General features: G+C 53.9%; 33 protein-coding genes and 1 tRNA gene. 11 read left to right on the top strand and 23 right to left on the bottom strand.

What is annotated here, in order from left to right; genetic code table 11:
- Nucleotides 1-168 precede the first annotated feature (168 nt).
- A complete protein-coding gene (locus ABGT65_RS11320) occupies nt 169-1,401 on the bottom strand; it encodes a leucine-rich repeat domain-containing protein (protein WP_346702253.1) in 1,233 nt (410 codons plus the stop codon).
- A 225-nt stretch (nt 1,402-1,626) separates the two neighbouring features.
- On the opposite strand from ABGT65_RS11320, the gene ABGT65_RS11315 reads away from it, so the two are divergent.
- From ABGT65_RS11315 to ABGT65_RS11290, 6 genes are all read left to right on the top strand, one after another.
- The gene (locus tag ABGT65_RS11315) at nt 1,627-2,388 is read left to right on the top strand and encodes a DUF1295 domain-containing protein (protein ID WP_346702252.1); all 762 of its coding nucleotides are present in this window, start codon (nt 1,627-1,629) and stop codon (nt 2,386-2,388) included.
- A gap of 196 nt (nt 2,389-2,584) precedes the next feature.
- Nucleotides 2,585-3,799, top strand: coding sequence for an NADH:flavin oxidoreductase (locus tag ABGT65_RS11310; protein ID WP_346702250.1), 1,215 nt, complete (start codon nt 2,585-2,587; stop codon nt 3,797-3,799).
- On the top strand, nt 3,799-4,737 hold the full coding sequence (locus tag ABGT65_RS11305; RefSeq protein ID WP_346702248.1) for an SDR family NAD(P)-dependent oxidoreductase: 939 nt from the start codon (nt 3,799-3,801) through the stop codon (nt 4,735-4,737). Before ABGT65_RS11310 ends, ABGT65_RS11305 begins: the two co-directional genes overlap by 1 nt.
- Nucleotides 4,738-4,774: 37 nt before the next feature.
- Complete coding sequence (locus ABGT65_RS11300) at nt 4,775-5,404, top strand: HAD family phosphatase (protein WP_346702247.1); 630 nt, start codon at nt 4,775-4,777, stop codon at nt 5,402-5,404.
- A 302-nt stretch (nt 5,405-5,706) separates the two neighbouring features.
- The gene (locus tag ABGT65_RS11295; protein ID WP_346702246.1) at nt 5,707-6,207 is read left to right on the top strand and encodes a hypothetical protein; all 501 of its coding nucleotides are present in this window, start codon (nt 5,707-5,709) and stop codon (nt 6,205-6,207) included.
- Nucleotides 6,208-6,429: 222 nt separating this feature from the next.
- Nucleotides 6,430-6,504: transfer RNA gene (locus ABGT65_RS11290), tRNA-Pro, on the top strand.
- A gap of 271 nt (nt 6,505-6,775) precedes the next feature.
- On the opposite strand, the gene ABGT65_RS11285 is transcribed toward ABGT65_RS11290, so the two are convergent.
- The 5 genes from ABGT65_RS11285 to ABGT65_RS11265 form a co-directional block, all read right to left on the bottom strand.
- Complete coding sequence (locus ABGT65_RS11285; protein WP_346702244.1) at nt 6,776-6,955, bottom strand: hypothetical protein; 180 nt, start codon at nt 6,953-6,955, stop codon at nt 6,776-6,778.
- Nucleotides 6,952-7,206, bottom strand: coding sequence for a hypothetical protein (locus ABGT65_RS11280; protein WP_346702242.1), 255 nt, complete (start codon nt 7,204-7,206; stop codon nt 6,952-6,954). The genes ABGT65_RS11285 and ABGT65_RS11280 overlap by 4 nt, the downstream gene beginning before the upstream one ends.
- Before the next feature lie 13 nt (nt 7,207-7,219).
- Nucleotides 7,220-7,549 carry a hypothetical protein gene (locus ABGT65_RS11275; RefSeq protein WP_346702240.1) on the bottom strand — a complete coding sequence of 110 codons (330 nt, stop codon included), beginning with the start codon at nt 7,547-7,549 and terminating at the stop codon, nt 7,220-7,222.
- Between the two features lie 3 nt (nt 7,550-7,552).
- Nucleotides 7,553-7,870, bottom strand: a complete 318-nt coding sequence (locus ABGT65_RS11270) for an SH3 beta-barrel fold-containing protein (protein WP_346702239.1) — start codon at nt 7,868-7,870, stop codon at nt 7,553-7,555.
- A 113-nt stretch (nt 7,871-7,983) separates the two neighbouring features.
- Nucleotides 7,984-8,277, bottom strand: coding sequence for a hypothetical protein (locus tag ABGT65_RS11265; RefSeq protein WP_346700037.1), 294 nt, complete (start codon nt 8,275-8,277; stop codon nt 7,984-7,986).
- A gap of 156 nt (nt 8,278-8,433) precedes the next feature.
- Here ABGT65_RS11265 and ABGT65_RS11260 point away from each other — a divergent pair, with 156 nt between their 5' ends.
- The 3 genes from ABGT65_RS11260 (at nt 8,434) to ABGT65_RS11250 (ending at nt 10,601) form a co-directional block, all read left to right on the top strand.
- On the top strand, nt 8,434-8,685 hold the full coding sequence (locus tag ABGT65_RS11260; RefSeq protein WP_346702237.1) for a helix-turn-helix transcriptional regulator: 252 nt from the start codon (nt 8,434-8,436) through the stop codon (nt 8,683-8,685).
- 2 nt (nt 8,686-8,687) lie between these two features.
- Nucleotides 8,688-9,686, top strand: coding sequence for a virulence RhuM family protein (locus ABGT65_RS11255; protein WP_308501436.1), 999 nt, complete (start codon nt 8,688-8,690; stop codon nt 9,684-9,686).
- Between the two features lie 66 nt (nt 9,687-9,752).
- A complete protein-coding gene (locus tag ABGT65_RS11250; RefSeq protein ID WP_346702236.1) occupies nt 9,753-10,601 on the top strand; it encodes a Bro-N domain-containing protein in 849 nt (282 codons plus the stop codon).
- A gap of 72 nt (nt 10,602-10,673) precedes the next feature.
- Here the strand turns inward: ABGT65_RS11250 and ABGT65_RS11245 are convergent, their stop codons facing one another.
- The 10 genes from ABGT65_RS11245 to ABGT65_RS11200 all read right to left on the bottom strand — a co-directional run bounded on the left by ABGT65_RS11245 (nt 10,674) and on the right by ABGT65_RS11200 (nt 20,176).
- Entirely contained in the window at nt 10,674-11,165 is a 492-nt protein-coding gene (locus ABGT65_RS11245) for a terminase small subunit (protein WP_346702234.1), read from the bottom strand.
- Nucleotides 11,166-11,167: 2 nt separating this feature from the next.
- Nucleotides 11,168-14,233 carry a phage tail tape measure protein gene (locus ABGT65_RS11240; protein WP_346702232.1) on the bottom strand — a complete coding sequence of 1,022 codons (3,066 nt, stop codon included), beginning with the start codon at nt 14,231-14,233 and terminating at the stop codon, nt 11,168-11,170.
- Nucleotides 14,234-14,256: 23 nt separating this feature from the next.
- Entirely contained in the window at nt 14,257-14,709 is a 453-nt protein-coding gene (locus ABGT65_RS11235; protein ID WP_346702230.1) for a hypothetical protein, read from the bottom strand.
- Nucleotides 14,706-14,909 (bottom strand): hypothetical protein, encoded by a 204-nt coding sequence (locus ABGT65_RS11230; protein WP_346702229.1) that lies wholly within the window; start codon nt 14,907-14,909, stop codon nt 14,706-14,708. The genes ABGT65_RS11235 and ABGT65_RS11230 overlap by 4 nt, the downstream gene beginning before the upstream one ends.
- Before the next feature lie 278 nt (nt 14,910-15,187).
- Nucleotides 15,188-16,600: a replicative DNA helicase gene (dnaB, locus tag ABGT65_RS11225; RefSeq protein WP_346702227.1), complete on the bottom strand. Its 1,413-nt coding sequence runs from the start codon at nt 16,598-16,600 to the stop codon at nt 15,188-15,190.
- Entirely contained in the window at nt 16,566-17,264 is a 699-nt protein-coding gene (locus ABGT65_RS11220; RefSeq protein WP_346702225.1) for a DUF4373 domain-containing protein, read from the bottom strand. Before ABGT65_RS11220 ends, dnaB begins: the two co-directional genes overlap by 35 nt.
- Nucleotide 17,265: 1 nt before the next feature.
- Complete coding sequence (locus ABGT65_RS11215; RefSeq protein WP_346702223.1) at nt 17,266-17,610, bottom strand: hypothetical protein; 345 nt, start codon at nt 17,608-17,610, stop codon at nt 17,266-17,268.
- A gap of 12 nt (nt 17,611-17,622) precedes the next feature.
- Nucleotides 17,623-17,976, bottom strand: coding sequence for a DNA-binding protein (locus tag ABGT65_RS11210; RefSeq protein ID WP_346702221.1), 354 nt, complete (start codon nt 17,974-17,976; stop codon nt 17,623-17,625).
- Nucleotides 17,977-18,147: 171 nt separating this feature from the next.
- A complete protein-coding gene (locus tag ABGT65_RS11205; protein ID WP_346702219.1) occupies nt 18,148-18,978 on the bottom strand; it encodes a hypothetical protein in 831 nt (276 codons plus the stop codon).
- A 7-nt stretch (nt 18,979-18,985) separates the two neighbouring features.
- Entirely contained in the window at nt 18,986-20,176 is a 1,191-nt protein-coding gene (locus ABGT65_RS11200; protein ID WP_346702217.1) for a site-specific integrase, read from the bottom strand.
- Nucleotides 20,177-20,604: 428 nt separating this feature from the next.
- On the opposite strand from ABGT65_RS11200, the gene ABGT65_RS11195 reads away from it, so the two are divergent.
- Nucleotides 20,605-21,795, top strand: coding sequence for a site-specific integrase (locus ABGT65_RS11195; RefSeq protein ID WP_346702215.1), 1,191 nt, complete (start codon nt 20,605-20,607; stop codon nt 21,793-21,795).
- 108 nt (nt 21,796-21,903) lie between these two features.
- Complete coding sequence (locus ABGT65_RS11190; RefSeq protein WP_149873922.1) at nt 21,904-22,899, top strand: transposase; 996 nt, start codon at nt 21,904-21,906, stop codon at nt 22,897-22,899.
- Between the two features lie 101 nt (nt 22,900-23,000).
- Here ABGT65_RS11190 and ABGT65_RS11185 read toward each other — a convergent pair whose 3' ends face one another.
- The 7 genes from ABGT65_RS11185 to ABGT65_RS11155 form a co-directional block, all read right to left on the bottom strand.
- The gene (locus ABGT65_RS11185) at nt 23,001-23,405 is read right to left on the bottom strand and encodes a hypothetical protein (RefSeq protein WP_346702213.1); all 405 of its coding nucleotides are present in this window, start codon (nt 23,403-23,405) and stop codon (nt 23,001-23,003) included.
- Nucleotides 23,406-23,425: 20 nt separating this feature from the next.
- The gene (locus ABGT65_RS11180) at nt 23,426-23,800 is read right to left on the bottom strand and encodes a helix-turn-helix transcriptional regulator (protein WP_346702211.1); all 375 of its coding nucleotides are present in this window, start codon (nt 23,798-23,800) and stop codon (nt 23,426-23,428) included.
- Nucleotides 23,801-23,804: 4 nt separating this feature from the next.
- On the bottom strand, nt 23,805-24,197 hold the full coding sequence (locus ABGT65_RS11175; protein ID WP_346702209.1) for a hypothetical protein: 393 nt from the start codon (nt 24,195-24,197) through the stop codon (nt 23,805-23,807).
- Between the two features lie 178 nt (nt 24,198-24,375).
- Nucleotides 24,376-24,807, bottom strand: a complete 432-nt coding sequence (locus tag ABGT65_RS11170) for a DUF6808 domain-containing protein (protein ID WP_346702207.1) — start codon at nt 24,805-24,807, stop codon at nt 24,376-24,378.
- 140 nt (nt 24,808-24,947) lie between these two features.
- Nucleotides 24,948-25,391: a hypothetical protein gene (locus ABGT65_RS11165; protein ID WP_346702205.1), complete on the bottom strand. Its 444-nt coding sequence runs from the start codon at nt 25,389-25,391 to the stop codon at nt 24,948-24,950.
- A gap of 1 nt (nt 25,392) precedes the next feature.
- A complete protein-coding gene (locus tag ABGT65_RS11160) occupies nt 25,393-25,995 on the bottom strand; it encodes an N-acetylmuramoyl-L-alanine amidase (RefSeq protein WP_346702204.1) in 603 nt (200 codons plus the stop codon).
- The gene (locus ABGT65_RS11155) at nt 25,992-26,180 is read right to left on the bottom strand and encodes a hypothetical protein (RefSeq protein WP_346702202.1); all 189 of its coding nucleotides are present in this window, start codon (nt 26,178-26,180) and stop codon (nt 25,992-25,994) included. The genes ABGT65_RS11160 and ABGT65_RS11155 overlap by 4 nt, the downstream gene beginning before the upstream one ends.
- Between the last annotated feature and the right edge of the window lies 1 nt (nt 26,181).

Raw genomic sequence — 26,181 nt, 5'->3', positions numbered from 1 at the left:
ACGGACTTTTCCACAAATCGCGCGGGTATTTTCCCTCCGAAACGAAAAAAGCCTCCTCAAAGAGCCCTTTTCCGAGATGGGGATCCTCTCCCGCACGGCCGACGACGCGCCGGATGCAAAAACGGACCTGCCGCGAAAGGAGAGGTCCGTTGTTTATGGTGCAATGTATTACTCCGCTTTTTGGTAGTCGACAGTGATGGTCTTGCCGTTGTACGTCCATTCCAACTTATCGACATCCAAGCCCTCCGGCACGGTCTCATTGTCGAACCAGGCCGTTACCGGGAACTTCGACTCCCCGTCGCCGGGATTGTCATAGCAGTAAAAACGCAGCAACGCCGTATTTGCACTCACATCCAGCGACGTCAACCGATTGTTGTAGCAGAACAAGTACAGCAACGCCCTATTTGCACTCACATCCAGCGACGCCAACTGATTGTCCCTGCAGTTCAACGTCACCAACGCCGTGCAACCGCTCACATCCAGCGACGTCAACTGATTGTTGTAGCAGTGCAACTTATTCAACGCCGTATTCCGACTCATATCCAGCGACGTCAACGAATTGCCGTAGCAATCCAAACGTGTCAGCGCCGTGCAGCCGCTCACATCCAGCGATGTCAACTGATTGTCCCCGCAGTACAACTCCTTCAGCGCCGTGCAGCCACTCACATCCAGCGATGCCAACGTACCACCACCGCAGGACAACACCTCCAGCGCCGTGTTCGCACTCACATCCAGCGACGAAAACAAATTGTCGCGGCAGTACAACTCCTTCAGCGCCGTGTTCGCACTCACATCCAGCGATGTCAACAGAGGGCTTTCGCACTCCAGAATCTCCAACGATTTGAAAAATTCAATACCCTGCAAGGAGGTCGAAGTACTGGTGCGACAATTGATTTGGAGCGTGGTTATATAGGCGACATCCTTGAAAAGAATTTGTTCGGCATCGGGGATTATCCCAAACAACTGCAAGTCCTGCGCGAACTGCGGATCGAAGAAGTCCGTAAGGTCCGTTGTGTCGTCGAAGCCCGAGGCACTCTGGGTGACCGCCACCTGCACGGTTTGCCCCCCGCAGGCAAGATCCAGGCGGGCCGTGCGGGGTGCATTCCGGAAGTTGTTGTCGGCCGACAGCGTGAGTCTCTGTTCACCGGCCGCGCCGTTTGCCGGCGTGACAGCCAGCCACGCGGCATCGGCTTCCGAATCGGCACCGTCATACACAACGGAGACGGTCCAGTCGGCGGAGGCGCTCAGCGAGACCGTTGCGGTCCGCTCCTCGAAGGCGCCGAGCGTGCAGTCGGTCTGTTCAACGGTCAATTTTTGAGGGGGGGGGTTGTCCGACTTGTCCTTGCAGCATCCGGCACAGGCAAGGGCAGCAGTGAGCATCAGCAGGTAAAACGGTTTCATGTATGGACAGGTTAGGTGATACTTGATGACCGGTAAAGATACGCATTTTTTCCGAAAGAGCAAAAAAACAACCCGGCCGGGTGTTTCCGGACAGGCAACGGCCCCGCACGGAGAAGCCGTCGTCCGAAACCGGGAAAAATCGGACAATCACAGGCCGTTTCGGGTCTTGTCCGAACCCGAAAATTTTGCTACCTTTATCGCGTTTTTACCGAATCCCTGCCCGTCATGCGCGAAACATTCGACATCTTCCTCATCGTCATGGCCTCCCTGGCCCTCGTGGTTTTCATCGCCCTCCACTTCTTCGAAGCCGGGTACGGATACCTCTTCGACCGACGCTACGGCCCCCCGATCCCCAACAAAATCGGATGGGTACTCATGGAATCTCCCGTCTTCATCTTCATGTGCATCCTCTGGGCCGCGTCAGACCGCATGTGGCAGGCCGGCCCCCTCGCCCTGTTCCTGCTATTCCAGGCTCACTACTTCCAACGCTCGTTCATCTTCCCGCTGCTCCTGCGCGGGAACTCCCGGATGCCCCTCGGAATCGTCCTCATGGGCATGGTTTTCAACACCCTCAACGCCCTGATGCAGGGCGGCTGGATCTTCTGGGTATCCCCCGACGGCTACTACAACAACTGGTTCGCACAGCCCTACATCTACATCGGCGGCGCCCTCTTCATCGCCGGAATGGCCATCAACCTCCACTCCGACCGGATTATCCGCCACCTCCGCAAACCCGGCGACACGCGCCACTACATCCCCCGCGGCGGCATGTTCCGCTACGTCTCCTCGGCCAACTATTTCGGCGAGCTGCTCGAATGGGTCGGCTTCGCCGTAGCCTCCTGGTCGTGGGCCGGGGTGGTCTTCGCCTGGTGGACCTTCGCCAACCTCGCACCCCGCGCCGCATCGCTCCGGCGCCGTTACGAACAGGAGTTCGGCGAGGAGTTTTCAAGACTTCGGCGGAAGCGGATCATACCCTTTATCTACTGATCCGCGTCCCGCCCGAAAATTTTCAAAGACCACAGAAAATTCCGAAGCCCTGAGGGAGCGACCCCGAAACATCCCGAAGGACCCGAAGGACCCGAAAACCCCGAGAAAGCAACCCCGGAAAACCACGACGGATCCGAAAATCACGCAGGTCTCTTCCGAAAACACTTGAAAAAATCACGAAAAATTCTCGAAAAATATGGAATCCAAACTTTTCACGCCCTACAAGCTCGGCCCCGTCACGCTGCGCAACCGCACGATCCGTTCCGCGGCGTTCGAGTCCATGGGCAAGGATTTCGGCCCCACGCAGCAGCTCAAGGATTACCACGTCGCCGTGGCTCGCGGCGGAATCGGAATGACAACCCTTGCCTATGCCGCCGTCTGCCGAAGCGGGCTCTCCTTCAACAAGCAGCTCTGGCTTCGGCCCGAGATCGTCCCCGGGCTGCGCGACATCACCGGCGCCATCCACCGCGAAGGCGCCGCCGCAGCCATTCAGATCGGGCACTGCGGAAACATGACCCACTGGACCACCGCCGGACAGATGCCCATCGGCGCATCGTCGGGCGTGAACCTCTACGCCTACACCCCCGTGCGCGGGATGCGCCGCAGCGAAATCGAACAGGTCGCCAAGGAGTTCGGACGCGCAGTACATACCGCCCACGACGCCGGATTCGACTCCGTGGAGGTCCACGCCGGGCACGGTTATCTCATCTCGCAGTTCCTCTCGCCCTACACCAACCACCGGCATGACGAGTACGGCGGTTCGCTCGAAAACCGGATGCGATTCATGCGGATGTGTCTCGGGGAGGCTGTCGAGGCCGCACGCGCCTGCAACATGGCCATTACCGTCAAACACAACATGTACGACGGGTTCAAGCGCGGAATTCAGATCCCCGAAAGCATCGAAATCGCAAAGGTCATCGAGTCGTTCGGCGTCGACGGAATCGTCCTCTCCGGCGGGTTCGTCTCCAAAGCCCCGATGGCCGTCATGCGCGGGCTGATCCCCCTCTACACCATGAGTTACTACTCGCCCCTCTGGCTCCGCTACTTCATCCGCTGGTGCGGGCCCTTCATGATCAAGCAGTTCCCCTTCAGCGAGTGCTACTTCCTCGAAGATGCCAAAAAATTCCGCGAAGCACTGAAGGGCACGCTCATCTACGTCGGCGGGCTCGTCAGCCGCGAAGGAATCGAACGCGCCCTCGGCTCCGGATTCGAACTCGTGCAGATGGCCCGCGCGCTGGTCAACGACCCGGCTTTCGTCAACAAGCTCCGCGAGGGCGACGGGGCGACCCGCAGCGAGTGCGACCACCGCAACTACTGCATCGCCCGGATGTACTCCGTCGACATGAAGTGCTGCAAGCATTGTCCCGACCTCCCGCGCAAGATCGTCGAGGAACTCAAACGACTGCCCTGATGAAACCGGTGGATATTCAGGAGGAACACACGGCGGGTATGGCCGCCGCGGAAGGGGCCGCCGCCGGGCGACGCGAAGCGGAGGTCGGCGAGGTCGCCCGGCCCGGCCAAAAAGCACACCGCCGGATGCGCCGCGGCGAAGTCGCGCCCGGAACGGCGTGGGCGCTGGTCAGCGGCGCCGGATCGGGAATCGGACACTGTTATGCCCGGCGACTCGCAGCCCTGGGGTACAACCTCGTACTCGTGGGAGAGAACCGCCAGCCCCTCGAAACGGTGAAGTCCGAAATCGGAGAACTACACCCGTGGTGCGACATCCGAATCGTGGAGTGCGACCTGGCCCGCACGGAGGCGGCCCGCGAATTGCACGACCGCACGCAGGCCGACGGCCTGGAGATCGACGTCCTGATCAACAACGCCGGGATGTTCTCCTTCCGCGACATCCTCCGGACACCCGGGGAGCGTATCGAACGCATTATCCTGCTGCACGACCTGACCAACACGCAGCTCTGCCGCCTCTATGCCGCCGACATGGCCCGCCGCGGAGACGGAGGGTACATCCTCAACATGTCCTCCTACTCGCAGTGGATGCCCTTCCCGGGACTGGCCCTCTACGCCGCCTCGAAAGCCTATCTGCGCACCTTCTCCGTGGCCTTTGCCAAAGAGGTCCGCGAACAGGGAATCCGCGTCACGGCCGTATCGCCGGCCGGCGTGGCCACAGACCTCTACGGCCTGACCCCCTACTGGCAGCGGATCGGATTGCGTCTGGGCGTGCTGATCTCCGCCGACCGCTGCGCCCGAAAAGGGTTGCGGGCCCTGTGGCGCGGACGCCGCTCGATCGTCCCCGACTGGTGGAACCGCGCATGGATCCCCTTCTGCAAGATACTCCCGATGTGGGTGCTGCGCCCCGTAAGGCGATTCACGATGAAATTTCAGAAATAGATACCCGGAACTCCGGACAACAACCTCACCCTTGACTATGGAACAGATCGAAAATGTGGTCTTCGACCTCGGAGGCGTCCTCGTGGACCTCGACATCGAACGCTGCCGCACCGCATTCCGCAGACTCGGAATGGATGCCGTAGCCGAAATCATCCAACCCTACTACCCCGCCGAGATGATCGGCCTGCTCGAACACGGCCTCATCTCGTTCCACGAAGCCTGCGACCGGATGCGGCAGCTGGCCGGGACCCCGTCGGTCACCGACGAGGAGATCGACAACGCATACGGCGCGTTCCACCTCGGGATTCCCGTGGCAAAGCTCCGCCAGATCGACCGCCTGCGCCAGCGCGGCATCCGCACCTACGTCCTCTCGAACAACAACCCCGCGGCGATGGGACATATCCGGCGGATGTTCAAGGCCGACGGCAAGTCGATGGAGGACTATTTCGACAAGATCTACCTCTCGTACGAGATGCGCGAGTTGAAGCCCTCGGAGGCGATCTTCCGCAAGATGATCGCCGACAGCGGGATGGTGCCCGAGCGCACGCTCTTCATCGACGACGGACAGAAGAATGTCGATACGGCACAGACGCTCGGTTTTGCAGTCTACAAGCCCGCTCCGGGCGAGGATTTCGGCCACCTGCTCGACAGCGTGGGACGGCCCTAACCGCCCACGAAGAGGAGAGGCGCGCGAGGGAAGGGTCTGTTGCGTGAGTGGAGAGGCCGCTGCACGAGGGAAGGGGCCGCTGCGTGAATGGAGAGGCCGCTGCACGAGGGAAGGGGCCGCTGCGTGAATGGAGAGGCCGCTGCACGAGGGAAGGGGCCGCTGCGTGAGGGAAAGGGCCGCTGCGTGAGGGAAGGTGCAAGCCGAAACCCGCTGCGCAAGGGGGGAGGGCATCCATAACCCGCTGCGCAAGGGGGTATCCATATACTATGAACAGACATCTGAAAACATCCAAAATACGTGTCATGAAAGCAAAAACCTTACTTCCGGTTCTGCTTGCCGGGGTACTCCTGGCCTCGGTTTGCCCGGCCCAGCAGCCGGTCCGCACCATATACCGGCCCTGGCGGCTCTTCTGGGGCGACACAACCGCCTATATGGAGGCCAACTGGGGGAGAAATACATCTCCTGTCTACCCGGAAGGACGGCCCCTAAAAGAGTTTTTCAAGGAATTCGAGATACCCATTACTGCGGTCCGGTTTCGACTGTATGACAGGGTCATATGTGCCATATCCCTATATGTTATCCCCTATAAACAACTGATGGCATTACCGGAGGAGCAACGTCGGAAATATGTCATTCGTGTCCAAGTGCCTCTTGACTATGCTTTTGCTGCCGCCAAATACGAAGAGCAAATTCCCGAGCTGAAAAATCGGGATCGAAAGGAGACGGTAAGTATCTTTCTCCCGTGGAAGCCCTCATATGCCGAGATCCTGGGCGATATAACCTATGTTTATGTGGTTGGTTGAGCTCCCGGTCTATTCAGGCAGACGTGTTGGAGGTACGGATTCTTTGCGCAGCGTCATGACTCCCCGGCTGACCGTGGAGGAGCTTCAGCCACCTTACAGCCACGCAAACCGTCCGTCGGCGAAGGCTTTCCGATGAATTTCACGCACAAAATTTGCCGGAACGGGAAAAAGCCGCTATCTTTGCACCACTTGTCGCCGAAGGAGCCGTTTCGGCACAGGCTTCGGGGTGTAGCGCAGTCCGGTTAGCGCACCTGCTTTGGGAGCAGGGGGTCACAGGTTCGAATCCTGTTACCCCGACAACTGAAAATCAAGGAGTTACAGCGATTTGTAACTCCTTTTATTTTCCCCATTTACACACAATTTACACACAACTTCCCGGATTTTGCAAGTACCTGCACCCCGCAGAACAATGAAATCGGAGCCCTATTCACTGAATGAATCGCGCGCGCACGCGCGAAGACGTCGAAAAACTCGCTGGGGTTTTCGTGCTTGCCTCGTGCTTCAAGCACAAAAAACAACCGGGGCCCCGCAGAGGATCCCGGTCGCCAAAAGGTTTGCCGTTCTTGCGTCAGTTGTCGAAAGTGTAGCATCTGTTCACCGCAGGGTCGAACGTCGAAAATTCGCCGTCCATCGCCCACTCCCGGAGAGTATATCGGTCCCTCGGCAAATACCGGGCTCGCCGGATGGCCTCGGCTTCGGAGGAGAACACACCCAGCAGGTAGCCGTCGATGGTCAGTTCGTAGATCATATTTCCGTGTGATTGTCGAGAGTGCACAACCGTTCATTCATAGAGTGGGCCGCAAACTTCATCACCTCTTCCATTGCGCAATTCATTGCTTTCTCAAAATTTTCGAGGGCTTTATTGACACATTCGGGACAATAGTTCGTTTCAACAAGATCTTCAACTTCTCCATATATGTCAGAGAGTTTGATATACGCCCCCAAATATTCGGCCGTCACGGGGCTCAACTTTGCGTTTTTCAAATCTTCGATTGTCATAGCTTTATCTGGATTATTCAACTACCGTACATTTTACATCCTCGATCTCGCGGCCTTTCAACTCGGCCAACTCGCGGCGCAGGTGTTCCACCTCGAAAAACAGCCGCCACGCCTCCGACATTGCGGCCGAAACGTAGGCCGAGATATTCACGATCTCCCGGTAGGGGTTGCCCTCCTGGATCGGAAACAGCCCAAAGAGTAAATCGGAGGCAGGCGTGGCCGTCTTGGTCTCTTTGAGTTTCTCCAGGACATAAGCCCGGACCGCCTCCCGACGCTCGGCGATGATCCGGTTGGCATCCTCCCGGGTCGGTTCCGCTTCGATTCTGATTACTTTCTTTTCCATAGCTCAATATATCGTTACAAGGTTTTCCACTTTGAACGACCGCCAACCGGCAGCCTCGATGTCGTAATACTTGACCGTGCGACCATCGTCCGGACGTCCGGTGCCCCTGATCGTGGCCGCGATGTCCCGCAACGTTCCGCAGGCCCGGCGCAGCGTGCCGTCGGCCTTTTCGTAGGCAAACCGAACGATACCGGCCCGCATCCGAAGGGTAAGACGGTAAAGGCTCCACGCCGTCGAAAGACATACGGAAAAGGTTTTGCCCGTTATGCGGAACAGCGCCCAGGCACGACGCATGATGTCCGATAAATCGTTTCGTTTCATGGTTATTTTCATTTGGGGCTCTCTGTGACCCCGGCGGCCGGATTACCGCCGGGGGCTTCGTCGCGTGGTGTGACAGCACCTATCCGAGGAAGGTAAGAGAGCCGATTTATTTGTTAGTTCAACAGCACCTGCAAAGCGTCGGCAAGTTCGGGATATTCGTTGCCCTCTTCATCCCATACGGCCTCGACGGTCGTCTGCTCGCTGACCAGTTCGGGGACCATTTCCCACATCCCGCAGTAGCAGTCACCGCCCCGGACGGCACGATATTCGGCCTCGTAGTTGACAAAGGCAATATATCCGTTGTGGATGATCTCGAAACCTTCGCTTTCGCCGTCGCATCTGAAGGTGACGTAATCGGCGATCTGCTTGGCGAAGTGCTGAATCTCGGTACGGGTGGCGGGTGTCATGGTTGTAAACATTTTGTTTTCTTTTGACAATGCAAAGTAAACAATAATTATTCATACTTGCAAATATTTTGACAACTTTTTATTATCACTAAATATAATTTTGCAAACAACAAGTTTAATTCATATATTTGTCTCCACAAACAAAATGTTTACATTATGGATAATGAGTTCAGAATAGCGGAAATCCTCAAAGAACGAGGCATGACGCAGACAGATTTAGCAGGACAAATAGGTATTTCCCGTGTTGGTTTATCAAAAGCAATCAATGGGAACACAACAATAACCACGCTCCGCAAGATTGCCGCTGCCCTGGGGGTAACGGTTCCGGAGCTGTTCGCCCCGCAGCCGACGGACACGATCACCTGCCCGCATTGCGGAGCAGTATTGGAGATCAGAGAAAAGGAATAATCATGGAACAAGAGTTGATCCTATACAATTCGGTGGATGGGAAAAGCCGCGTTTCCCTGTTGGCACGCGACGGCTCGGTTTGGCTCAATCAAGCGCAGATTGCCGAACTTTTTGCCACCTCCAAACAGAACATTAGCGCACATATAGGTAATATACTAAAAGAGAAGGAATTGATAGAAAAATCAGTTGTCAACTATTATTTGACAACTGCTGCAGATGGCAAACCCTATCAAGTCAAATTCTACTCGTTGGAAATGATTTTGGCGATAGGTTTTCGCGTCCGTTCCATCCGTGGTGTGCAATTCCGCCAATGGGCAAACCGCAATCTCGCCGAATACCTCCGCAAAGGGTTCGTTATCGACGACGAACGTCTGAAAAACCCGGACGGACGGCCCGACTACTTCGACGAGTTATTGGATCGCATTCGGGATATACGGGCCTCGGAAAAGCGATTCTATCAGAAGGTGCGCGATCTGTTTGCATTGAGCAGCGACTACGATCCAACGGACAAGGCTACGCAGATGTTCTATGCCGAAACACAAAATAAACTCCTCTATGCCATAACGGGGCACACATCCGCGGAGATCGTGATGCAGCGTGCCGATGCAGACGCCCCCAATATGGGACTTACCTCCTGGAAGGGCGCCGTAGTCCGCAAGCAGGACGTTATTATCGCCAAAAACTACCTGACGCACGACGAACTCGATTCTTTGAATCGGTTGGTCGTGATCTTCCTGGAAACAGCCGAATTCCGAGCCAAAAACCGGAAAGACCTTACGATGGGATTTTGGAGGGAGAATGTCGACAAAATCCTGGTATCCAACGATCAGCCCCTTTTATCCAATGCCGGTTCCGTTGGCAAGGAGCAAAAAGACGCTTTCGCCTACCGGGTTTATGAAGAGTTCAATGCCCGCAGAAAACGCAGAGACGCCATCGAAGCCGACCGGGAGGATATGGAGCAGTTGAAGGAGCTGGAAGCGGAGATCAAACACCGGAAATAAGGCCTGCCTGCATTGCGGCAAGCCGATCAGAATAGAGAAGGGAGAATAACCTCAACCACACCACCTATGACACAGAAACAAGCCATACAGCTATTCGAAGAGCGGAAAGTGCGTACCATCTGGGACGACGAAACGGAAACCTGGTATTTCGCCATTGTCGACGTCGTGGCCGTACTGACGGAGAGCACTGATGCTGCCGCCTACTGGCGCAAGCTCAAACAACGGCTCAAAGCAGAGGGAAATGAAACCGTGACAAATTGTCACGCCTTGAAAATGCCCGCCTCTGACGGAAAAATGCGACTCACGGATGTAGCAGATACCGAGCAGCTTTTCCGGTTGATCCAGTCGATCCCCTCCCCGAAGGCCGAGCCGTTCAAGCGTTGGATGGCGCAGGTGGCCAGCGACCGCCTCGACCAGATGCAGGATCCGGAGTTGTCTATCCGGCAGGCGATGACCGACTACAAGCGCCTGGGATACTCCGACAACTGGATCAACCAGCGATTGAAGAGTATGGAGGTGCGCAAGGAGCTGACCGACGAATGGCAGCGCCGAGGCGTTGAGGGGCAGCAATATGCCACACTTACCGACATCATCACGATGGAGTGGGCAGGACGTACGACCAAAGCCTACAAGCAATACAAAGGGCTGAAAAAAGAGAATCTGCGGGACAACATGACGAACATTGAATTGGCCCTCAACACCCTCGCCGAAGCTGCCGCAACGGAGATCTCGAAGCAGCAACAGCCCAAAGGCTTCCAACAGAACGCAAGAGTGGCGAAAAGCGGGGGCAGTGTAGCAAAGGCGGCCCGCAATCAACTGGAATCCCAGTTGGGGCATTCGGTTATCTCTCCAATCAATGCCAAGCAAGTATTGGCAGGGAAAGAGACGGCCCAAATTGAAGAAGAAAAGAAGTAGCCTTATCTCACTCCGCTATCCGTCGGATAACATAAAAACAAGAACAGCCGCCCGTTGAGGTGGCTGTTTCTGTTATTCCCGGATTGTCTGTTTCCCGATAGACTGGATGATAGAGGCGGCGGCCTCGTCAATCGTCACGGTAACAACCGGACCAGGCGGCTGAAGGTTCTGGCCGTTGGTCGTGATGTCCTTGCGGTCGGCCAGGCGTAGAACCCGCGCAACAATGCTCGAATCATATACCCCGACCAAAGCGCCATCGAGTTGGTCGGCCTCGATAGTCTCTCGAATGAAGGTCAGCAGCTCCGAAAATTCCGGTTTTGCTTCGTAGTTATAGAAACTCTCCCTGCTTATTTCCGCGAACCGGCAAAAGCCCGTAAGGGTCAGCGGACGTTCACACGGGACCGATATGGTCTGTCCGGCCGACACCTTGCTGACATAGATCGGCGTCGACTTGGCCCATCTCCTGTACTCCTCGAAGACCGCCCAGAAACGCTCGGGAGTGAATTTCCGAGGGCGCCCGATCTTGCGGTGGGCTCCCTCTGTCTTTTGTTCTTTCCTGTTCATAGTCATTTGTACTTTTTACGTCCCAGTTTGCTGATATTGTCCTGCACCTTGACTTTCCGCTGACCTTTGTTGATGTCAACCACCGAAACCACGGGTGCCGGCATATTCATCATGACGCGCTCCATCATGCGCTCCATCCCTCGCATTCCATCGCCTCGCTGGGGCAGGTTGGAAACATTGATCGCGTTTCCACCGCTGGACACGTTCATGGCCGAGAGCATCGCGCCCCACTCGTTCACCGCTGCAGCCGTCATGACCGCTTCACCATTGGACAACATCGCCGGAATGCTGTCCGACGTACCGGTGCCGGGGCCAGAGATAAGGCCACCAGAGGCATATTTCGGCACTTCGGTGGATTTTACCGAATTTACGGCAGAAGCTATGGCAGCCGTAATGGCCGCAACGCTTGCAGCAACCGTAAGCACATTGATAGGGAAAGGATACTCTGCGCCACCCTGTACGGCCTTCGCAATAGCGATACCCTCCGTAATCACAACCTGCATAACCCCCAATGCCTTTGCAAACTCGGCATACCGTTCACCCTCTCCGCCCAGCGCATCAAACATCGCCGAAAGAGATCCAGCAGCTCTCGCGGCAGTACTTGCGGTTTTATACGCAAGCGCCGTCTCATCTGATATTGCTGTTTGCGTCTTGCGGTTTATATCGTCGTTCACCTTCTCGATCTGCTTCAAAAGATCGAGCCTCATAGCCAAAATATCGGCCTCGGACTTGCCGGAATCTCTGAATGCGTCCGCATTGAGTTCTATATACTCTAACTGCTCCTTCAAGATGGATAGCACCTCTTTCGCGGCCGCAATCTCGCCCTCCTGTCCTGCACCTGCATCTATCTGCGCCTGTAAAATACGTGTCCGATACTCGTCGGACTTGCTCTTGACGGCATTCTCCAACTCCTTTCGGCTGTATTTCTGATCAATCTCCTGCCGGTCCTTCTGATATTTCTCGTCCAGCAAAAGCAACTTCTTATTCAGCGCTTCCCGCTCCATGACCAACGCCTGCCGCTGTTGCACTCCGGCTGTCTTCTCCAACTCGGAGATCTCTGCAAGGCGGTTTCGGGTCTCCGAAATATCCTTGTCGTGATTTTCTTTGAGGGTAAGCAATTCATTTTCCCGCGTCTTGTCCCGCATCTGCTGGGTCATGCGCAGCACCTCGTCGGCGGCCTGTTGGGCATTCTTGATCTGCGCGGCGGCCGCCTTCTCATCGGCCTGTTGGGCTTTGGCGGCCGCTTCGGATCGGGCCTTTGCGGCTGCGGCGGCACTTGCTTTGGCATCCGCTTCGGCTTGTTTAACAGCGTCGGCCTGCTCCTGCTTCAACTGCTTCACCCGGTCAATCGCCTCATTCCCGGCCTCAATAAATGCCTTGTACATCGTTTCGGCAATCTTGAAATCCTGCTTCCCGAAAAGACCTCCACTTCCGGAATAGCGCTGCCGCGTAGTTTCGTAACGATCGCTCCAAAACTTCAACCCAGCCTTAATGCTTGTATTCAGCGCATCATCGCCTCCAGACGCATATCTGCTCATCAAGTCCTCAACAAAAAAGCCTTTTTGTTTGTTCTTCTGCGCATCGGGATCGAGCAGGTTATTGATCCCTTCGATGCCGCTGGTGATGAAATCAATCACCGACTTGATCGTTCCGCGGCTGTTGTAGAACGACAGCACGAAACCCTCCCAGGCGCTTTGCAGCAGTTTGATCGAACCCTCCACGGTGTTGAGCCGGTCTTCTGCAATTCGTCCCAGCTCCCCGTTTACGTCCTCCAGATTTTCACGCAGACGACGCAGATTGTCAGAGCCGTTGAGGAAGGTATTGAAGGCCGCCACGCTCCGTTTGTCAGTCAGTTCGAGGGTTTCGGCCAGGTCGATACCCCGATCCCGAAGTCGCTGCAGCCCGGAAACCAGATCGGGCAGCGTGCGCACCGGAGCCCCGAGCGATTGGGCCAACTTGCCGTTGGCATCGGCCAGGTTGAGCAGGATATTGCGGGTCGCGGTGGCTGCACTCGACGCATCGAAACCCGCATCGGCGAGCGTTCCCAGCAACGCCGCAGTATCCCGCACGCTGAATCCGAAAGTATTGGCCACGGGCGACACAATGGACATCGCGGTTTTGAGGTAACTGAACGACAACGCCGAACGGTTTGTAGCAACGGCCAGCGTGGCGAGAACATCCTCCGTGTCGCTGACATTCAGCCCGAAACTCCGCAGCGTAGCACCGGCAAGGGCCGCCGCATCGGGAAGCGAAGCCCCGACCGCCGTAGCGAATTGCAGGACGGGTTTCTGCATCGTCTCGATGGATTGCGTCCCGAATCCCAGTTTGGCGAGCTCCGTCTGCAACTGCGTCACTTGCGAGGCGGTATATTCGGTCGTGCGGCCCAGTTCCAGCGCGGAATCGGTCAGCCGCTTCAACTCGTCGGCATTGGCCCCGATGATCGTTCCGAGATTGGCATTGGCCTGCTCAAAATCGCGGATCTTCTCGATACTGCCTTTGAATGCGTTGAATACGCCTCGAATAACCATCCACGCAGCGGAGATTTTCAAGAAGGCTTTTTGAATACCCCCGGCATAGTTGCCAACGGTGGAGCGATAATTGCGGATAGCAGCCTCCTGGCGGTTGATTTCATCGGTTGTTTTCCGGATCTGCCGGACCAGCTCCTGCCCACGGCTCCCCGAACGCTCCGCGGCGCTCAATGCCTCGAACTCCGAAGTCAGCAGCCGAACGCTGGCCCGCATCTGGTTCAGCGATCCGGTTTTTGCAGCGTCCTGCTGGATATTCGACTGCATCTCCCGCGTATATTGCCGAAGGTCCGACTTGAATTTTACGACGGCCTGGTCGTTCTTGATGATCTCATTCTTCGTCTGGACCATCATGCGGTCGAACTGCTCCTGGGTGATCTTCCCCTCTTTGAGGCTCTTTCTGTACTCTTCAAGATCTTGTTTGAGCTGCTTCGTTTCGTTGGAAAGCGCACCAATCGCATTCTGCGATTCGCGCATCTTTTCAATCAGATCGGAATTTTTGATCGTGATCTCGATAATCTTGTGGATCGTGTCCTGTGCCATACGTATCTATATGGGTTTAGTTGTTATTCGTTTTTCATGCTCACCCAGCGCTCGGTCGCCCGGGTTATACCACGTTGCCGTTCTTCATCGGAAATCGGATCATCCGACGCAATACGGCCCCACTTCCCGCCGAGGAACTCCGGACCACCGGAAGCCGTTACGAAGAAGATGCACATCCGACCGTCATGCGCCACGATTCGAAGGCTGTTCCGATGATCCGTCCAAAGGTTTGCATTCCTGGCCGGGACCTTGATTTGCCGAATAGCCTCTTTCGTGCCGTCCGGCAGCCGTCGATAGACAATCACCGACAACCGGTCAGCCCTTCGGAAAGGAACTATTCGGGCGATGCCCGACTTCGGGGATTTGGTGTAATAGAGCGATACGACGTATCCGCCCATCTGGATCTGCCAATCTTCAGCGCCTCCGGCTTCGATCTGTTCCCGAATGCTGGATTCGGGGTAAAATTCCTGTTTCATCTTGTGTTATTTTTTACGTGTTTTGTCTGTTTTGAGCCTCGATCCCGCCGGGCCCTCATATTCTGGAGCGTCAGTTTGGCCCGATTGATCCGATGGTTGCGAATCCCGTCGATGATAATCATCAACTCCTCACGGTTCAACTCGACCGTCCATACCGTATAATCGGCCGTTACGGGGTGGCTCTTTGCTTTTCGTGTCATGGTTCCCGAAAAAAAATCACTATCTTTGTTCGGGTGGCAGGGGTGATCCTTCGGGGTTGCCCTTTCTATTATCCCGGTGTCCACCGCCCGGCATTGAATCCGTTGGCCTCATTGTGGGCGATTTTCTCGAATATGTCTCCATATTTTGCAAACTCGTCCGTCAATGGACCGTATAATACCCGTTTCTTGTGGGTGTATTCTTTCATGGCTTTATTTTCTTTCGTGTTATGGGTACTTATTCCACCCGGGCAATTTCACGCGGTAAAATCACAAACCAGTTAGAACGGATCGGATCCGGCATCCGGGGTTTCATCCGGACCGTTGTAATCGGTGAGGCTCGTGACACTCCGGTTGAACCGGAAGCAAACCTCCCCAGTGCGGCCGTCCCGCTGTTTGGCAATGATGAACCGTCCGACACCGTGCGAGGAGATAGTACCGTAACGGCCCGTCTCGATGCTCTGAATGCCGTAATACTCCGGGCGCATGATGAACAGCACCATATCGGCGTCCTGCTCGATGGCTCCCGATTCGCGGAGGTCAGACAGCAGCGGCGTTTTGTCAGGCCGTTCCTCAACCTTGCGGGAGAGCTGCGCCAGGATGATGACCGGTATATCCAGCTCCTTGGCCAGTTGTTTGGCCGCACGCGACATATTGGCTACCTCGCGCTCGCGGCTCTGCTGGCGGTCGTCACCATCGAGCAGTTGCAGGTAGTCGATCACGACCATCCCACACTTGCCCCGGCGGTACATTCTCCGGCATTGCGCCCGTATCTGTGTCATCGACGTGGACGGACGGTCGCTGATATGGATCGGCAAAGCCGCGAGTTCGGCCTCAACCCGTTCCAGCGTTTCCCATACCTCGGAGGTGATGCTCCCGGCCCGGTAGGCATTGGCGTCGACATTGCTCCGGCCGATCAGCAACCGGTCGGACAACTGCGTATCGCGCATTTCCAGTGAGAAGAAGCAAACCGGTGTACCCTGCCGGGCGGCGCTGGCCATGAAGTGCAGCGCGGCGACGCTCTTGCCCATACCGGGACGTCCGGCCACAACGACCAACTGCCCGCCACGCCAGCCGCCCGTATAGGTATCGAGACTCCGCAGGCCCGTTGAGGCCCCCACGGGCTGCCCGGAGGCGTAGGCCCGACACCGGCTTTCGAGCTGCTGGAGCGATTCCCGGAGGATCTCCCCCAGGGGCCGCAGGTCGTTGGTCGAAGTAGCCAGGTCGCCGATCGTGGATATCTCCGCCGTCGCCCAATCGAGCACCCCGTCGGGATCGGTAGCTGCACGGGTCGCCAGTTCGTAGCTGAACACCACCAACCGGCGACGGGTCTCGGTGTCTTTCAACTGACGGGCCCAGGATACGCAGTTCACCCCCGTGCCTACGTCATTCGACAATCCGACCAGGTAAGCCACCGACACCTGGGGCTCTTTGCCCGTCGAGGTGCGTAACGCCGAGGCAACGCTTGCCAGGTCGACACTCTTGCCCCGATCATCGAGAGCGAGAATCGTTTCGTAAATGCGACGGTTCATCGGGTCGGCAAAGGTCTCTCCCGTCAGCAGGCTCCGCACATCGGGCAGGTAAGCCGGTTCGAGGAGGAGCGCCCCCAGCACGGCACGCTCCAGCTCCGGGGATTCCGGCAGCCCTTGCGCGGGAATATCAGTCGAGGAGTTCATACGGTCGTTGCGTTTCATGGCTTGGTGTGTTTGAGGGGTTCTGACGACGGGTCCACGTCCGAACGGCGGCCCGCCAGTCCTTCATTTTGTTCGAGCCTACCATCCAGCCCTTCGATTCATAGAAATCCACGAACTGACGGGCGTCGACGGCATAGCCTTTTTCGGAAATATAGTCGCTAACCTCTTGGAGCGAGGGAGCCACAAACGCCGTGCGTTTCGTGGCGACTTTCTCTATACTCTCTTTCTCTTTTACTTTACTTTCCTTTACTTTAATAGCGAGGCTTTGCGATTGCATTGCAATCGCATTGCGATCCGTTTGCGATGCACCCCACCGGGAAGCGTTTCCCAAACGTCCTGCTTCCGAGCGTTTTGCACGCTTCTCGTTAAAGGCTTGCATCCGGCGATTCAGGCTCTCCGAAAAGAAGATCCGGTCGTCTTTTACCGTGAAAAGTTCATAGTTGTAGACCACCGTTCGCACCTTCTCGGCCGAGGTGTTGTAACGACGTGCCAAAGCGGGGATATTGGCCACGGGATAGGTGTAATCGGGTTGGTCGCGGAGGGTTTCGACCAGCATCCAATAGATGCCGTATCCCTCCATCCCGAGTTGTTCAATCATAAGCACGCATTTGGGGTCATCCTTGGCGTTGCTGTCGTGCGTAAAGTAGTAGCAATCCTTGTTCATGTCATGCCTCCTTTCTGCCGGCAACCTCATCGAAAAGTTCCGGCATTCGACGTATGTGCACATTCTCTTTATCCAGCCAGTATCTCTTAAAGCGCATACCTCGCTCCCGCACCCAGCGGTCCCGGACATTTAAGCCCTTCTTGCGCAAATATCTGATAACTGAGCGTGGATCCGGGATACTCAAAGATTCTGCAACATTATATGTCGCCCATTGGCCACCGCTAATCAAGACAGAAAATACAACATACTCTTGTTTTTTGAGCAAGTATGTATTACCTTTGTATTCGACGCTAAATTTTGCTCCCGCGCTTCTATTTGGGCCGGGGGCATTTCGTTTTTCATTCATATCCCAGGCTTTTTATTTACGGTTGGCACTTTCGGCAATATGCAAAGCCGAATTTTCCTTCATAATGTTTGGATCCTGTGTTTGAGACTGAACCCAAATCGACAATTCTCTACGACTAAACACTAATCGCCTACGAACTTTCTTGAACGGGATCTTTCGGTAGTAGGCCAAATTGTAAAGATTACTTGGCGTTGTAGGATAACCCAATCCTTCGAGAAAACAGATCGCAGCTTCGACAGTTAATGCGTCGGCGGCATCTTCGGCAGGAACTTTGTATTTAGCTAACTCCGGAACAATAGATCGAACGGCTGCATAGATATAGCCTTCAAGTTCCTCTCTCGATGTCAGAATAATTTTATCTGCCATAATAGTTGTTTTTTAATAAATATCCTAAAAGCTTTGCGATCGCATTACAAAGATCCGGATGATGCTTGTAATTTATTATCACCAAATAATTTATTGGTATTTATTCCACCTGATTATCAATAAAAAGAGAGGATACTTTACAGTATCCTCTCTCTCTTTTCATTCATCCAATTATGGTAAACGAATATTATCCACTACGTTTCTATAACAAGGTAAATCAGGTATCTCTGCAGCTAAAAAATCATGCAGACACTTTACACTCGTATCTAAATCCTCTATAATTATGTTTTCTTTTTGGAGTCGTCTAATCTCATCAGCTACGGCCAACGCTTTGTCGTAGTTGCTATTTGCAACAACTTCTCTGATCCGCTCTATTACTAAATTATAATTTTTGCTATCAGGGATTACATCTGATATTTCTTTTTTAGGCCTCCCCGACTTCTTTTTTATCTTTGTCTCTTGGCTTACCGGCATAATTTTATCTATGTCACGAAGCTCCTGCGCCAACGCAAACATAAATCCTGCGTCATGCCCCATCTGTCGCAATAAGGTTGCTTGAAAGCCTTTTCCGATATGCTTTGCTCTGTATTCTACAAACTGATCGAATAATGCCCTTTTTCGATCTTGTATGGGTTGTGAACCAAATCGAACCGATCGTTCACTATACAACTGAAAATCATTCCACCCAGACAAATAACCATCTAAATACATTTGTCTATGTTCACGCAAGAACGGATCACTATGCGCTGTGTTCGAAAAAAACAGCACAGCGACCCCTATACATCCAGGGAAAGCGAACATCGGCTCACCCGTTCGATGTAAATCAAACCTTAAATTAGGATTCTTTTTGTAGGCTTCGTCATTGGGCAACTCAAACCACCAACGAATATTATCTAAAGCATATTTTATCTCGGTTTTCAGAAAAAACACACAATCGTCCGCATTTTTAGGTTGTTCTTTCGTGGTAAAGTCCGCAATATTAAGATACTCTCCGTTTTGCATACCCCTTCTAAAATTTCGTTAATATTTGTGCATTCTTTTCCCGCTCCTCGCGTTCGAAACTGGCCAGGTAGTTCTCCGTGGTTTTGAGGTCGCTGTGCCCCAGCGATTCGGAGATATAGGCGATGTTCGCCCCGGCACGCTTCAACACCGTGGCGAACGAGTGCCGGGCCGTATAGGTCGAGATCGGCCCGATGCCGAGCTGTTCGCCCACCTCCTTCATCCGCTTGTTGATCGAGTGCGTCAGATCCTTGGTCCGGTTCTTGGTCATCATGGCATCCTCCCGGCCCGTCAGTATCGGAAAGATGAAGGCATCCGGTCGTTTCGGATTGCCCCAGCGGTCAATGATCTCCTGCATCGGAGGGGTCAGCACTACCCGAATATCGCGCAGCGTGCGGAGCGTGTGTTCGGTCTTTGACCGGATGAAACAGATCTCCCCGTTGACAATATCCCGATACCGCAGCCGCACGAAGTCGGCCACATTGATTCCGTTGCACAGATAGAGGAACAGCCAGTAATCCCGATAGCGTGCCGTTGTCTGCCGTCCGTCATCGTAGCGGGCAATCTGCCCGATCTGCTCCAATGTAAGGGCCATTTTGCGACCCGTTCCGGCCTGGATGCAATATCGCCCCGGCCCCCGACCGAACGGATATTGCGCCTCGCGGATAACTCCCTGCTGCTTGGCTATGTTGAGGATTGCCCGAAGCGTCCGCAGATGAATGGCTATTGTGGTCTGCGCCTTGCCCTCCTTTCGTAGGAACAGCGCATATTTCTCCAACCAGGAGACCGTAATGGATTCGAAACGAATACGAGGCCCCGCAAACCGCTCCAGCCCTTTGAGCACGTTGTCGTAAATCAGCATATTGCCGACCTGCTGGGCTTTTCTCAATGCCTCCATCCGAGCCCGGAATGCCGTGTTTACCGTATCCGTGGCAGCTCCTTTCAGCCGGGTGTTGAGAGCATCCAGCGAGAAACCGCCCGAGGCGGCCAGTTCCTCGACGGCAGACCGCACGATCTGATAGCTGCTTTCGATGTCCTTGCGAACCGATACCACCGCCCGGGCCCTGGTCGTCGGCATCGCTTCCCACTCCTCCGGGGTCAGGTCTTTCCCCGTGGAATAATACCACCGGGCCCGCTTGTAGGTAACGCGGATTTTTACGGGACATTTTCCATCCGACTTTGTGCGGCGGGTGTCCAGCATGACGGAAACGGTTATACCATCTTTGGAATATTGGAACATTTGACGGGGTATTTAGCGTGTGCAAATTCCAGGATTTGCACACAATTTGCACACAATTTGCACACAAAATTACAAATTCCAGCGAAATAAACAAAAACAGAATGAAATAAAATAGCTATATTTACAACTGAAATACAGCTATTTACAAAACAGAAGAAAAACAGACAAAAACCGACAAAAATCGGCAAATTACGCTTTGGGAGCAGGGGGTCACAGGTTCGAATCCTGTTACCCCGACTAAATGAAAATCAAGCACTTACAATCCTGTAAGTGCTTTTATTTTCGCCATATCTTGTTTTTCTTATCCAAATTAACCACCTTTATAACGCATTGCGGCGGCATTGAATCGCATTGTGACGACCGTCCCACTTGCAAAAAACTTGCACAAAATGGCTACAATATCCTTAAAACTCGACCGCAGGCGGGCTAACGCTCGCGGGCTCTTCCCTATCCAGTTCCTCCTCTCTTCGAAAGGGAAAGTTACAACCATCGGAACCGGCATCAACGTGCTGCCCGAACACTGGAACGGCGAAATACACAAGGCCGTCGTCCCGAAGTGCCCGAATGCCCGTGCGATCAACGAGAGCATCGAAGCGCTGTTCTTTAAATACTCAAATTCGCTCCGCGAACTGGATATTGACGGGAGACTGGCCGGGAAGAGTGTGTCAGAGATCAAAAAGTTGCTTACGTCAAGCCATAAAGGATCCGACAAGGAGAGTCTCACCGCCTATTTCAGCCGTTACGCCGAATCTCGTCGAACCGAGAAAAGCCGCGAGGTATACCGCTACACCTTGAAAGCAATCCGAGCGTTCGACAGCAAGGAGATCACTTTCGAGAAGGTGAACGTCATCTGGCTGAAGGCTTTCGATGCGCACCTCGAAAAACAAGGTGCCGGGATCAACACCAGAGCCATCCACTTCCGAAACCTTCGCGCCGTCTTCAACAGCGCCATCAACGAGGATCTGATCGGACTGGAATACTATCCTTTCCGGAAATTCAAAATCGCCTCCGCCAACAAAGACAAGGAGGCGCTCACGGAGGAGCAACTCCAACGACTGATCGCCTACGAGACGCCATACCCTTTCCGCCGGACGGCGCGGGATCTCTTCCTGCTGTCGTTCTACATGTGCGGCATGAACCTGGTGGATCTGTTCCACCTCGACCGGCTGCGCGACGGCCGTGCCCACTTCGTGCGAACGAAAACTTCGGGCAAGAACATCAACCCGGTGTCAATCCTCGTCCAGCCGGAAGCTGCAGAGATCATCGCCCGCTACGCCGGCACGGATCACGTTCTCCGCTTCGCCGAGGAGTCTGCGACCTACCAGACCTTCAACAACCGGATCCAGAAAGCGATTCGCGCAATAGCCCAAGAGTTGAACATCGAGGGGCTGACCTTCTACTGGGCGCGCTACACCTGGGCGACGCTGGCCGACAAACTCGGGATCTCGGAGAAGGAGATCAGCAAGGGGCTGGGCCACGTCGATACCTCGATCGCCGGGAAGTTCTACATCTCCTACGACTGGACGAAGGTCGACCGGGCAAACCGGGCGGTGCTTGACTATATCCAAAAAAAATGGTAATGATGCCAAAAGTGGTTGGTGGTATAAAATGTAACCGACATAATATTTGGTAGTTATAAGGATAAAATAGAGATTAGTAGAAACGGGTTTCTACTAATCTCTATTTTTATGTCAAAAAAACGAAAAATACGCTGTCCTCATTGTGGCTTTTTAGAGACAATAAAATGGGGTACTCGTAGCGGTTGCAGCCGCTATTATTGTAAGAATTGTGGCAGCTATTTTACGGATCGTCGAGACTGGATTTCCGATAAAAACAAGTTTATATGGTTCGCGCGTTGGGTTCGCGGTAAACAGCGTATTTGTGACCTTGCGAGTGAGAGCGGATACAGCGAACGCACCCTAAAAAGATACTTCTATCGGCTCTTGCCCCAGTGCCCTTTATGGCAGATACAGCGACGCGAGAAGGTAAATCTTCTGATCGACGGCACCTACTTCTCAAATAAGATTTGTCTGGTTGTATATCGGGATCACAACATCAAGATGACCCTCCTCTATCGCATAACCAGGAGTGAAACGCTGCGGGATTTGAAAGCAGACCTAACGGCTATACGCGATGTCGGCATTCAAATTGAGAGTGTCACCTGTGATGGATCTCCCAATATCATAAAAGCGGTGCGGGAAGTGTGTCCGGAGGCGATCTTGCAGCGTTGTACGGTACATGTAGCGCGAGAGATAGAGACGTGGATTACACGCAAACCACAGACCGTAGCGGCACAGGAACTCCTCGAACTGGTGCACTTGTTAAATGGAGTACAAACACATGATGAGGCACAGTTATGGATACGGGCTTTTATTGACTGGTATCGGCGACACGAACCATTTATCAATGAAAAAACCGTAGATGAGCTGTCGGGAAGATGGTGGTTTACGCATAAGATGCTGCATCGAAGTGTCTCGCATATCAAGCGTGCCATACCCGATCTGTTTTCATACACGCGATACCCTAATGTACCTAAATCTTCAAATTCTATTGAGTCGTTCTTCGGTCACTTGAAGGATAATTTAAGAATCCATCGTGGACTCTCGGAACAACATTTTAAGGACTTTGTAAAGTGGTATCTTTTCCTGAACAGCAATGATGGAATTATTAAGAAACGCAAATGACCAGAATCGTACAATTCTGGTCATTTGATCCAATACGACACCAACCACTTTTGGCATCATTACCAAAAAAATAGGAGATGGTAGATTACCATCTCCTATTTTCAATTATCCTTTTTTATAACAAAATCCTCTGTTATCATATCCGCTACATTTAATGGCGGCAATATCAATGAATTTAAAGGAGTATTCTCGGTTTTGCAAAAAAGAATACCTCGAGCTGTTCCCACTGTATGTACAGCCATATGCGCTAAGAAATCTTTCGGAAAAATAATCTCACCTCCCTTATACAAAGATTTCCAACTTGCCTCTTCCAATTCAAAATAACAAACAAGTTCAAGGACTAACAAAGGAGAGTTTGATTGAGAAAAAGTAAATCTCATTCTTACCGCTACATTCCGAGTCTCTATTGAGGCCGAGAACTTCACATTAGACTCTAAATTTATCGGTCCACTATTTTGCAGTTCAGTCGACAATATCGCGAATTGCTCAATAGTAATTTTATTCATTCTAAACGCTATCATATGGCTTAAGCTACTTGCTTACAAATTTCATATGCATCGCTCATAGCATTATTATAATGAGCCAGAGCAAGACTATCTTCCACTATTGTTGTGCCAACATATGAATGACTATCCTCTTCTAAGACCTGTTCTATAGGGATAAACTCAATACGAGGTACATAGCCAAACGCTAACGACAACTCCATAAATTTAGACAGCCTATGGTCGTAATCGCCATTTAATACTTGAGAAACATATCCTTTAGAGACTCCCAAATGTTGGGCCAATTGCGACCTATTCTTTTTCGTCTTCTTCATAAACATCTCCGCGCAACTAAACAACCCAATTTGCACTTTGGTAATCCAATACTCTGGCGATCTCAATAATTCAGCGCGTGTCATAATATCATAATTTACTAACATCAAAATCTCTTAATTGCCGCTTAAGTCGCTTTATATCCTTTTCCTGATTTCGCTTAAAGCCTCCACAAACTACAAAAACATCAGGGGCACACAAAACGACATAAACCCGGAGATTATTACATTTAAATTCAAACAAATCACTCCTATTCATACCTTTTATCTGCCTAAATTTTGTTTGCGGAAGCATAATATGCTTACTAAACATATCCATCATTGCTATGATGCGATTTAAATTGGCAGAACAATCAAGGTCAGCCTCTACCTCTTGGAGAAAATTATCCAATGGACATTCTCCATCAATCATCAGTTTATAGAAAGTGTATTCTACATTATTAACAAGATCAAATTTAACTCGAGAAAAGACAGCTTCATCCACAATGGTTTAGTTTAAGCTAAATTTATCTGCTTGCAAATATACATCTTTTTTCATAAAAATGCAAATTTATGAACAAACATGCACGCAGAGATATTACAGAGATGACACAACACGGGGGATCCCCGATGAATCCTGCCGGATTCCAAATGTTAGAAAGGAGTATTTCCGAATTGGAGCGTTACCGTCTCCACAGCGCCATGCGGGCCTCGATCTGGCCGAAGGCGCTTTTTTTGCGGGGATCGTATCCCGCCGAGGCCGACACGCTGAATCGACCGAATGTTCGCCGGGCGTAGGCGCCAGCCCACACCCCACAGCCGTCCGTGGTCATCCAGGTCCCCAGTGCGGGGCCCAGCTCCCAGGCGTAAGGTTCGCGGACGAGCTGCACCCGCTCGACCGTCTTGTTGTAGGTCTCGAAGTAGTCGAGCCGGGGCCCAAGCGGCCCCACGACCGGCCCGACAACCCGGGCGTAATAGGTCGAGTCTCGGTACTCCAGCGTGCGCTCCGTGACCGTTATCTGGACACTGTCGCCGACGACGATTGTCCGCTCCACCGTGTCGGACGGAGCGAACAGCATCCGCGGCACATTCACCGCCACCGGGCGCTCCGTCACCGCGAACGGCTTCGGCCGTTCGTAGAACACCGTATCGACCCGCACCCGCTCGACGACCTCTGGCCGGACCATGCGCTGTCCCAGCCACCACCCTCCGAGGAAGGTGGCGGCCAAAGCAATCGCAGTTGTTACCCAGCGGCTCATATCCGTCCGAAGTAATGCAGGACAGCCCACAACGGCCTCGATTCGACATAACCCGGGACGCTCTCCCAGTCCCGGGCCTCCTGTTCGAACATCGAGTTCGTATAGGCCCGGTCGAACGCCTCCCGCCATCCGTGGGTGCAGAGGCGTATCGCCCAGGTGATCGCCGCCTCCAGGAAGTAGATCGCGTAGTAGACGAACGGCACGGCCACGAACCACCAGCCGCCGCCGAACACGATCTGCAGCACCACGGCCACGAGGAACGCCGCCACCGTCATCTCCCAGTACTGCTCGCAATGAATGCTCTCGTGGCGCTTCACCCGCTCGGAGAGCGGATCCGCCTCGGCGTGCTTCGTGCAGATCGTCCCGAAGAGCATCGAGGTGTCGAAGTTCTTTGCGAGAAGCATCTTTGCCAGTCTGTTGTTGTAGTAGATCCGTCTCATGTCAGCTTTGGGTTTGGTGATAGTCGATGCAGGCCATGATCGCATCGACGTGCATCGCGGCGATCCGCTCGCGGCCCTCCTCCGAGAGCAGGAACAGGCAGTCGCGCTCCGTGTCCATGAAGAAGTTCTCGGTCAGCACCGCCGGGCACTTCGTGTCGCGCAGGATCGCGAAGTTGCTGTCCCAATCGGGATCCGCGGGATCGGCGCTTCCCTTCCGGATCTTCCACTCCCTGCCGAACGCCTCCTCGGCCTTCTCGTAGAAAATGGCCGAATAGCGGTCCGACATCGAATCGCCCAGATAGGTGTGGGCCTCCCAGCCGGTACCGCCTCCGGCGTTGGCATGGACCGACACCAGCAGGCAGTTCGACTTCCCGGCGACGTCGCAGATGCCGTTCACCCGGTTGGCCCTCACGTACAGCGGCACATCCCGGCGCTCGGGGACGATGATCTCCGCCACGACACCTCGGGCGTGCAGCCGATCGAAGATCCGGCGCACGATGTCCCGGGCAAACTCATACTCGCGCAGGCGTGACCCGTCCGGCCAAACGGGCGAGCACTTGCCGGGCGTATCCTCGCCGTGTCCGTTATCCAGGAGTATTTTCATACCTCGATCTCCTTCTTTTGTGTTTCGTGGTCATACCACACTTTGGCGACGATTCCGGCCACAAATCCGACGCCTGCAGAGATCGTCGAGGCGATGCGGATGCCGTTCGGCAACAGGTTGAACACGATAACCAGCGCCACCGCGGCGGCCGCGATAATCATAATCTTCTTCGTTGTCCTTGTCATA

The organism is uncultured Alistipes sp. (assembly GCF_963931675.1).
Lineage (GTDB): Bacteria > Bacteroidota > Bacteroidia > Bacteroidales > Rikenellaceae > Alistipes.
This window is presented reverse-complemented; position numbering and strand designations above follow the sequence as displayed.

What these genes read in the sequence shown, in the direction of transcription:
- dnaB (WP_346702227.1), bottom strand. Translation starts at nt 16,600, where the DNA reads ATGAAACGCAACGACCGTATGAACTCCTCGACTGATATTCCCGCGCAA.
- ABGT65_RS11240 (WP_346702232.1), bottom strand. Translation starts at nt 14,233, where the DNA reads ATGGCACAGGACACGATCCACAAGATTATCGAGATCACGATCAAAAAT.
- ABGT65_RS11275 (WP_346702240.1), bottom strand. Translation starts at nt 7,549, where the DNA reads ATGGAAAAGAAAGTAATCAGAATCGAAGCGGAACCGACCCGGGAGGAT.
- ABGT65_RS11165 (WP_346702205.1), bottom strand. Translation starts at nt 25,391, where the DNA reads ATGAGACGGATCTACTACAACAACAGACTGGCAAAGATGCTTCTCGCA.
- ABGT65_RS11220 (WP_346702225.1), bottom strand. Translation starts at nt 17,264, where the DNA reads ATGAACAAGGATTGCTACTACTTTACGCACGACAGCAACGCCAAGGAT.
- ABGT65_RS11305 (WP_346702248.1), top strand. Translation starts at nt 3,799, where the DNA reads ATGAAACCGGTGGATATTCAGGAGGAACACACGGCGGGTATGGCCGCC.
- ABGT65_RS11320 (WP_346702253.1), bottom strand. Translation starts at nt 1,401, where the DNA reads ATGAAACCGTTTTACCTGCTGATGCTCACTGCTGCCCTTGCCTGTGCC.
- ABGT65_RS11190 (WP_149873922.1), top strand. Translation starts at nt 21,904, where the DNA reads ATGTCAAAAAAACGAAAAATACGCTGTCCTCATTGTGGCTTTTTAGAG.
- ABGT65_RS11250 (WP_346702236.1), top strand. Translation starts at nt 9,753, where the DNA reads ATGACACAGAAACAAGCCATACAGCTATTCGAAGAGCGGAAAGTGCGT.
- ABGT65_RS11180 (WP_346702211.1), bottom strand. Translation starts at nt 23,800, where the DNA reads ATGACACGCGCTGAATTATTGAGATCGCCAGAGTATTGGATTACCAAA.
- ABGT65_RS11210 (WP_346702221.1), bottom strand. Translation starts at nt 17,976, where the DNA reads ATGGCAGATAAAATTATTCTGACATCGAGAGAGGAACTTGAAGGCTAT.
- ABGT65_RS11205 (WP_346702219.1), bottom strand. Translation starts at nt 18,978, where the DNA reads ATGCAAAACGGAGAGTATCTTAATATTGCGGACTTTACCACGAAAGAA.
- ABGT65_RS11300 (WP_346702247.1), top strand. Translation starts at nt 4,775, where the DNA reads ATGGAACAGATCGAAAATGTGGTCTTCGACCTCGGAGGCGTCCTCGTG.
- ABGT65_RS11285 (WP_346702244.1), bottom strand. Translation starts at nt 6,955, where the DNA reads ATGATCTACGAACTGACCATCGACGGCTACCTGCTGGGTGTGTTCTCC.
- ABGT65_RS11315 (WP_346702252.1), top strand. Translation starts at nt 1,627, where the DNA reads ATGCGCGAAACATTCGACATCTTCCTCATCGTCATGGCCTCCCTGGCC.
- ABGT65_RS11160 (WP_346702204.1), bottom strand. Translation starts at nt 25,995, where the DNA reads ATGAAAATACTCCTGGATAACGGACACGGCGAGGATACGCCCGGCAAG.
- ABGT65_RS11200 (WP_346702217.1), bottom strand. Translation starts at nt 20,176, where the DNA reads ATGCTGGACACCCGCCGCACAAAGTCGGATGGAAAATGTCCCGTAAAA.
- ABGT65_RS11260 (WP_346702237.1), top strand. Translation starts at nt 8,434, where the DNA reads ATGGATAATGAGTTCAGAATAGCGGAAATCCTCAAAGAACGAGGCATG.
- ABGT65_RS11310 (WP_346702250.1), top strand. Translation starts at nt 2,585, where the DNA reads ATGGAATCCAAACTTTTCACGCCCTACAAGCTCGGCCCCGTCACGCTG.
- ABGT65_RS11185 (WP_346702213.1), bottom strand. Translation starts at nt 23,405, where the DNA reads ATGAATAAAATTACTATTGAGCAATTCGCGATATTGTCGACTGAACTG.
- ABGT65_RS11195 (WP_346702215.1), top strand. Translation starts at nt 20,605, where the DNA reads ATGGCTACAATATCCTTAAAACTCGACCGCAGGCGGGCTAACGCTCGC.
- ABGT65_RS11295 (WP_346702246.1), top strand. Translation starts at nt 5,707, where the DNA reads ATGAAAGCAAAAACCTTACTTCCGGTTCTGCTTGCCGGGGTACTCCTG.
- ABGT65_RS11270 (WP_346702239.1), bottom strand. Translation starts at nt 7,870, where the DNA reads ATGAAACGAAACGATTTATCGGACATCATGCGTCGTGCCTGGGCGCTG.
- ABGT65_RS11155 (WP_346702202.1), bottom strand. Translation starts at nt 26,180, where the DNA reads ATGACAAGGACAACGAAGAAGATTATGATTATCGCGGCCGCCGCGGTG.
- ABGT65_RS11280 (WP_346702242.1), bottom strand. Translation starts at nt 7,206, where the DNA reads ATGACAATCGAAGATTTGAAAAACGCAAAGTTGAGCCCCGTGACGGCC.
- ABGT65_RS11230 (WP_346702229.1), bottom strand. Translation starts at nt 14,909, where the DNA reads ATGACACGAAAAGCAAAGAGCCACCCCGTAACGGCCGATTATACGGTA.
- ABGT65_RS11255 (WP_308501436.1), top strand. Translation starts at nt 8,688, where the DNA reads ATGGAACAAGAGTTGATCCTATACAATTCGGTGGATGGGAAAAGCCGC.
- ABGT65_RS11265 (WP_346700037.1), bottom strand. Translation starts at nt 8,277, where the DNA reads ATGACACCCGCCACCCGTACCGAGATTCAGCACTTCGCCAAGCAGATC.
- ABGT65_RS11235 (WP_346702230.1), bottom strand. Translation starts at nt 14,709, where the DNA reads ATGAAACAGGAATTTTACCCCGAATCCAGCATTCGGGAACAGATCGAA.
- ABGT65_RS11245 (WP_346702234.1), bottom strand. Translation starts at nt 11,165, where the DNA reads ATGAACAGGAAAGAACAAAAGACAGAGGGAGCCCACCGCAAGATCGGG.
- ABGT65_RS11215 (WP_346702223.1), bottom strand. Translation starts at nt 17,610, where the DNA reads ATGAATGAAAAACGAAATGCCCCCGGCCCAAATAGAAGCGCGGGAGCA.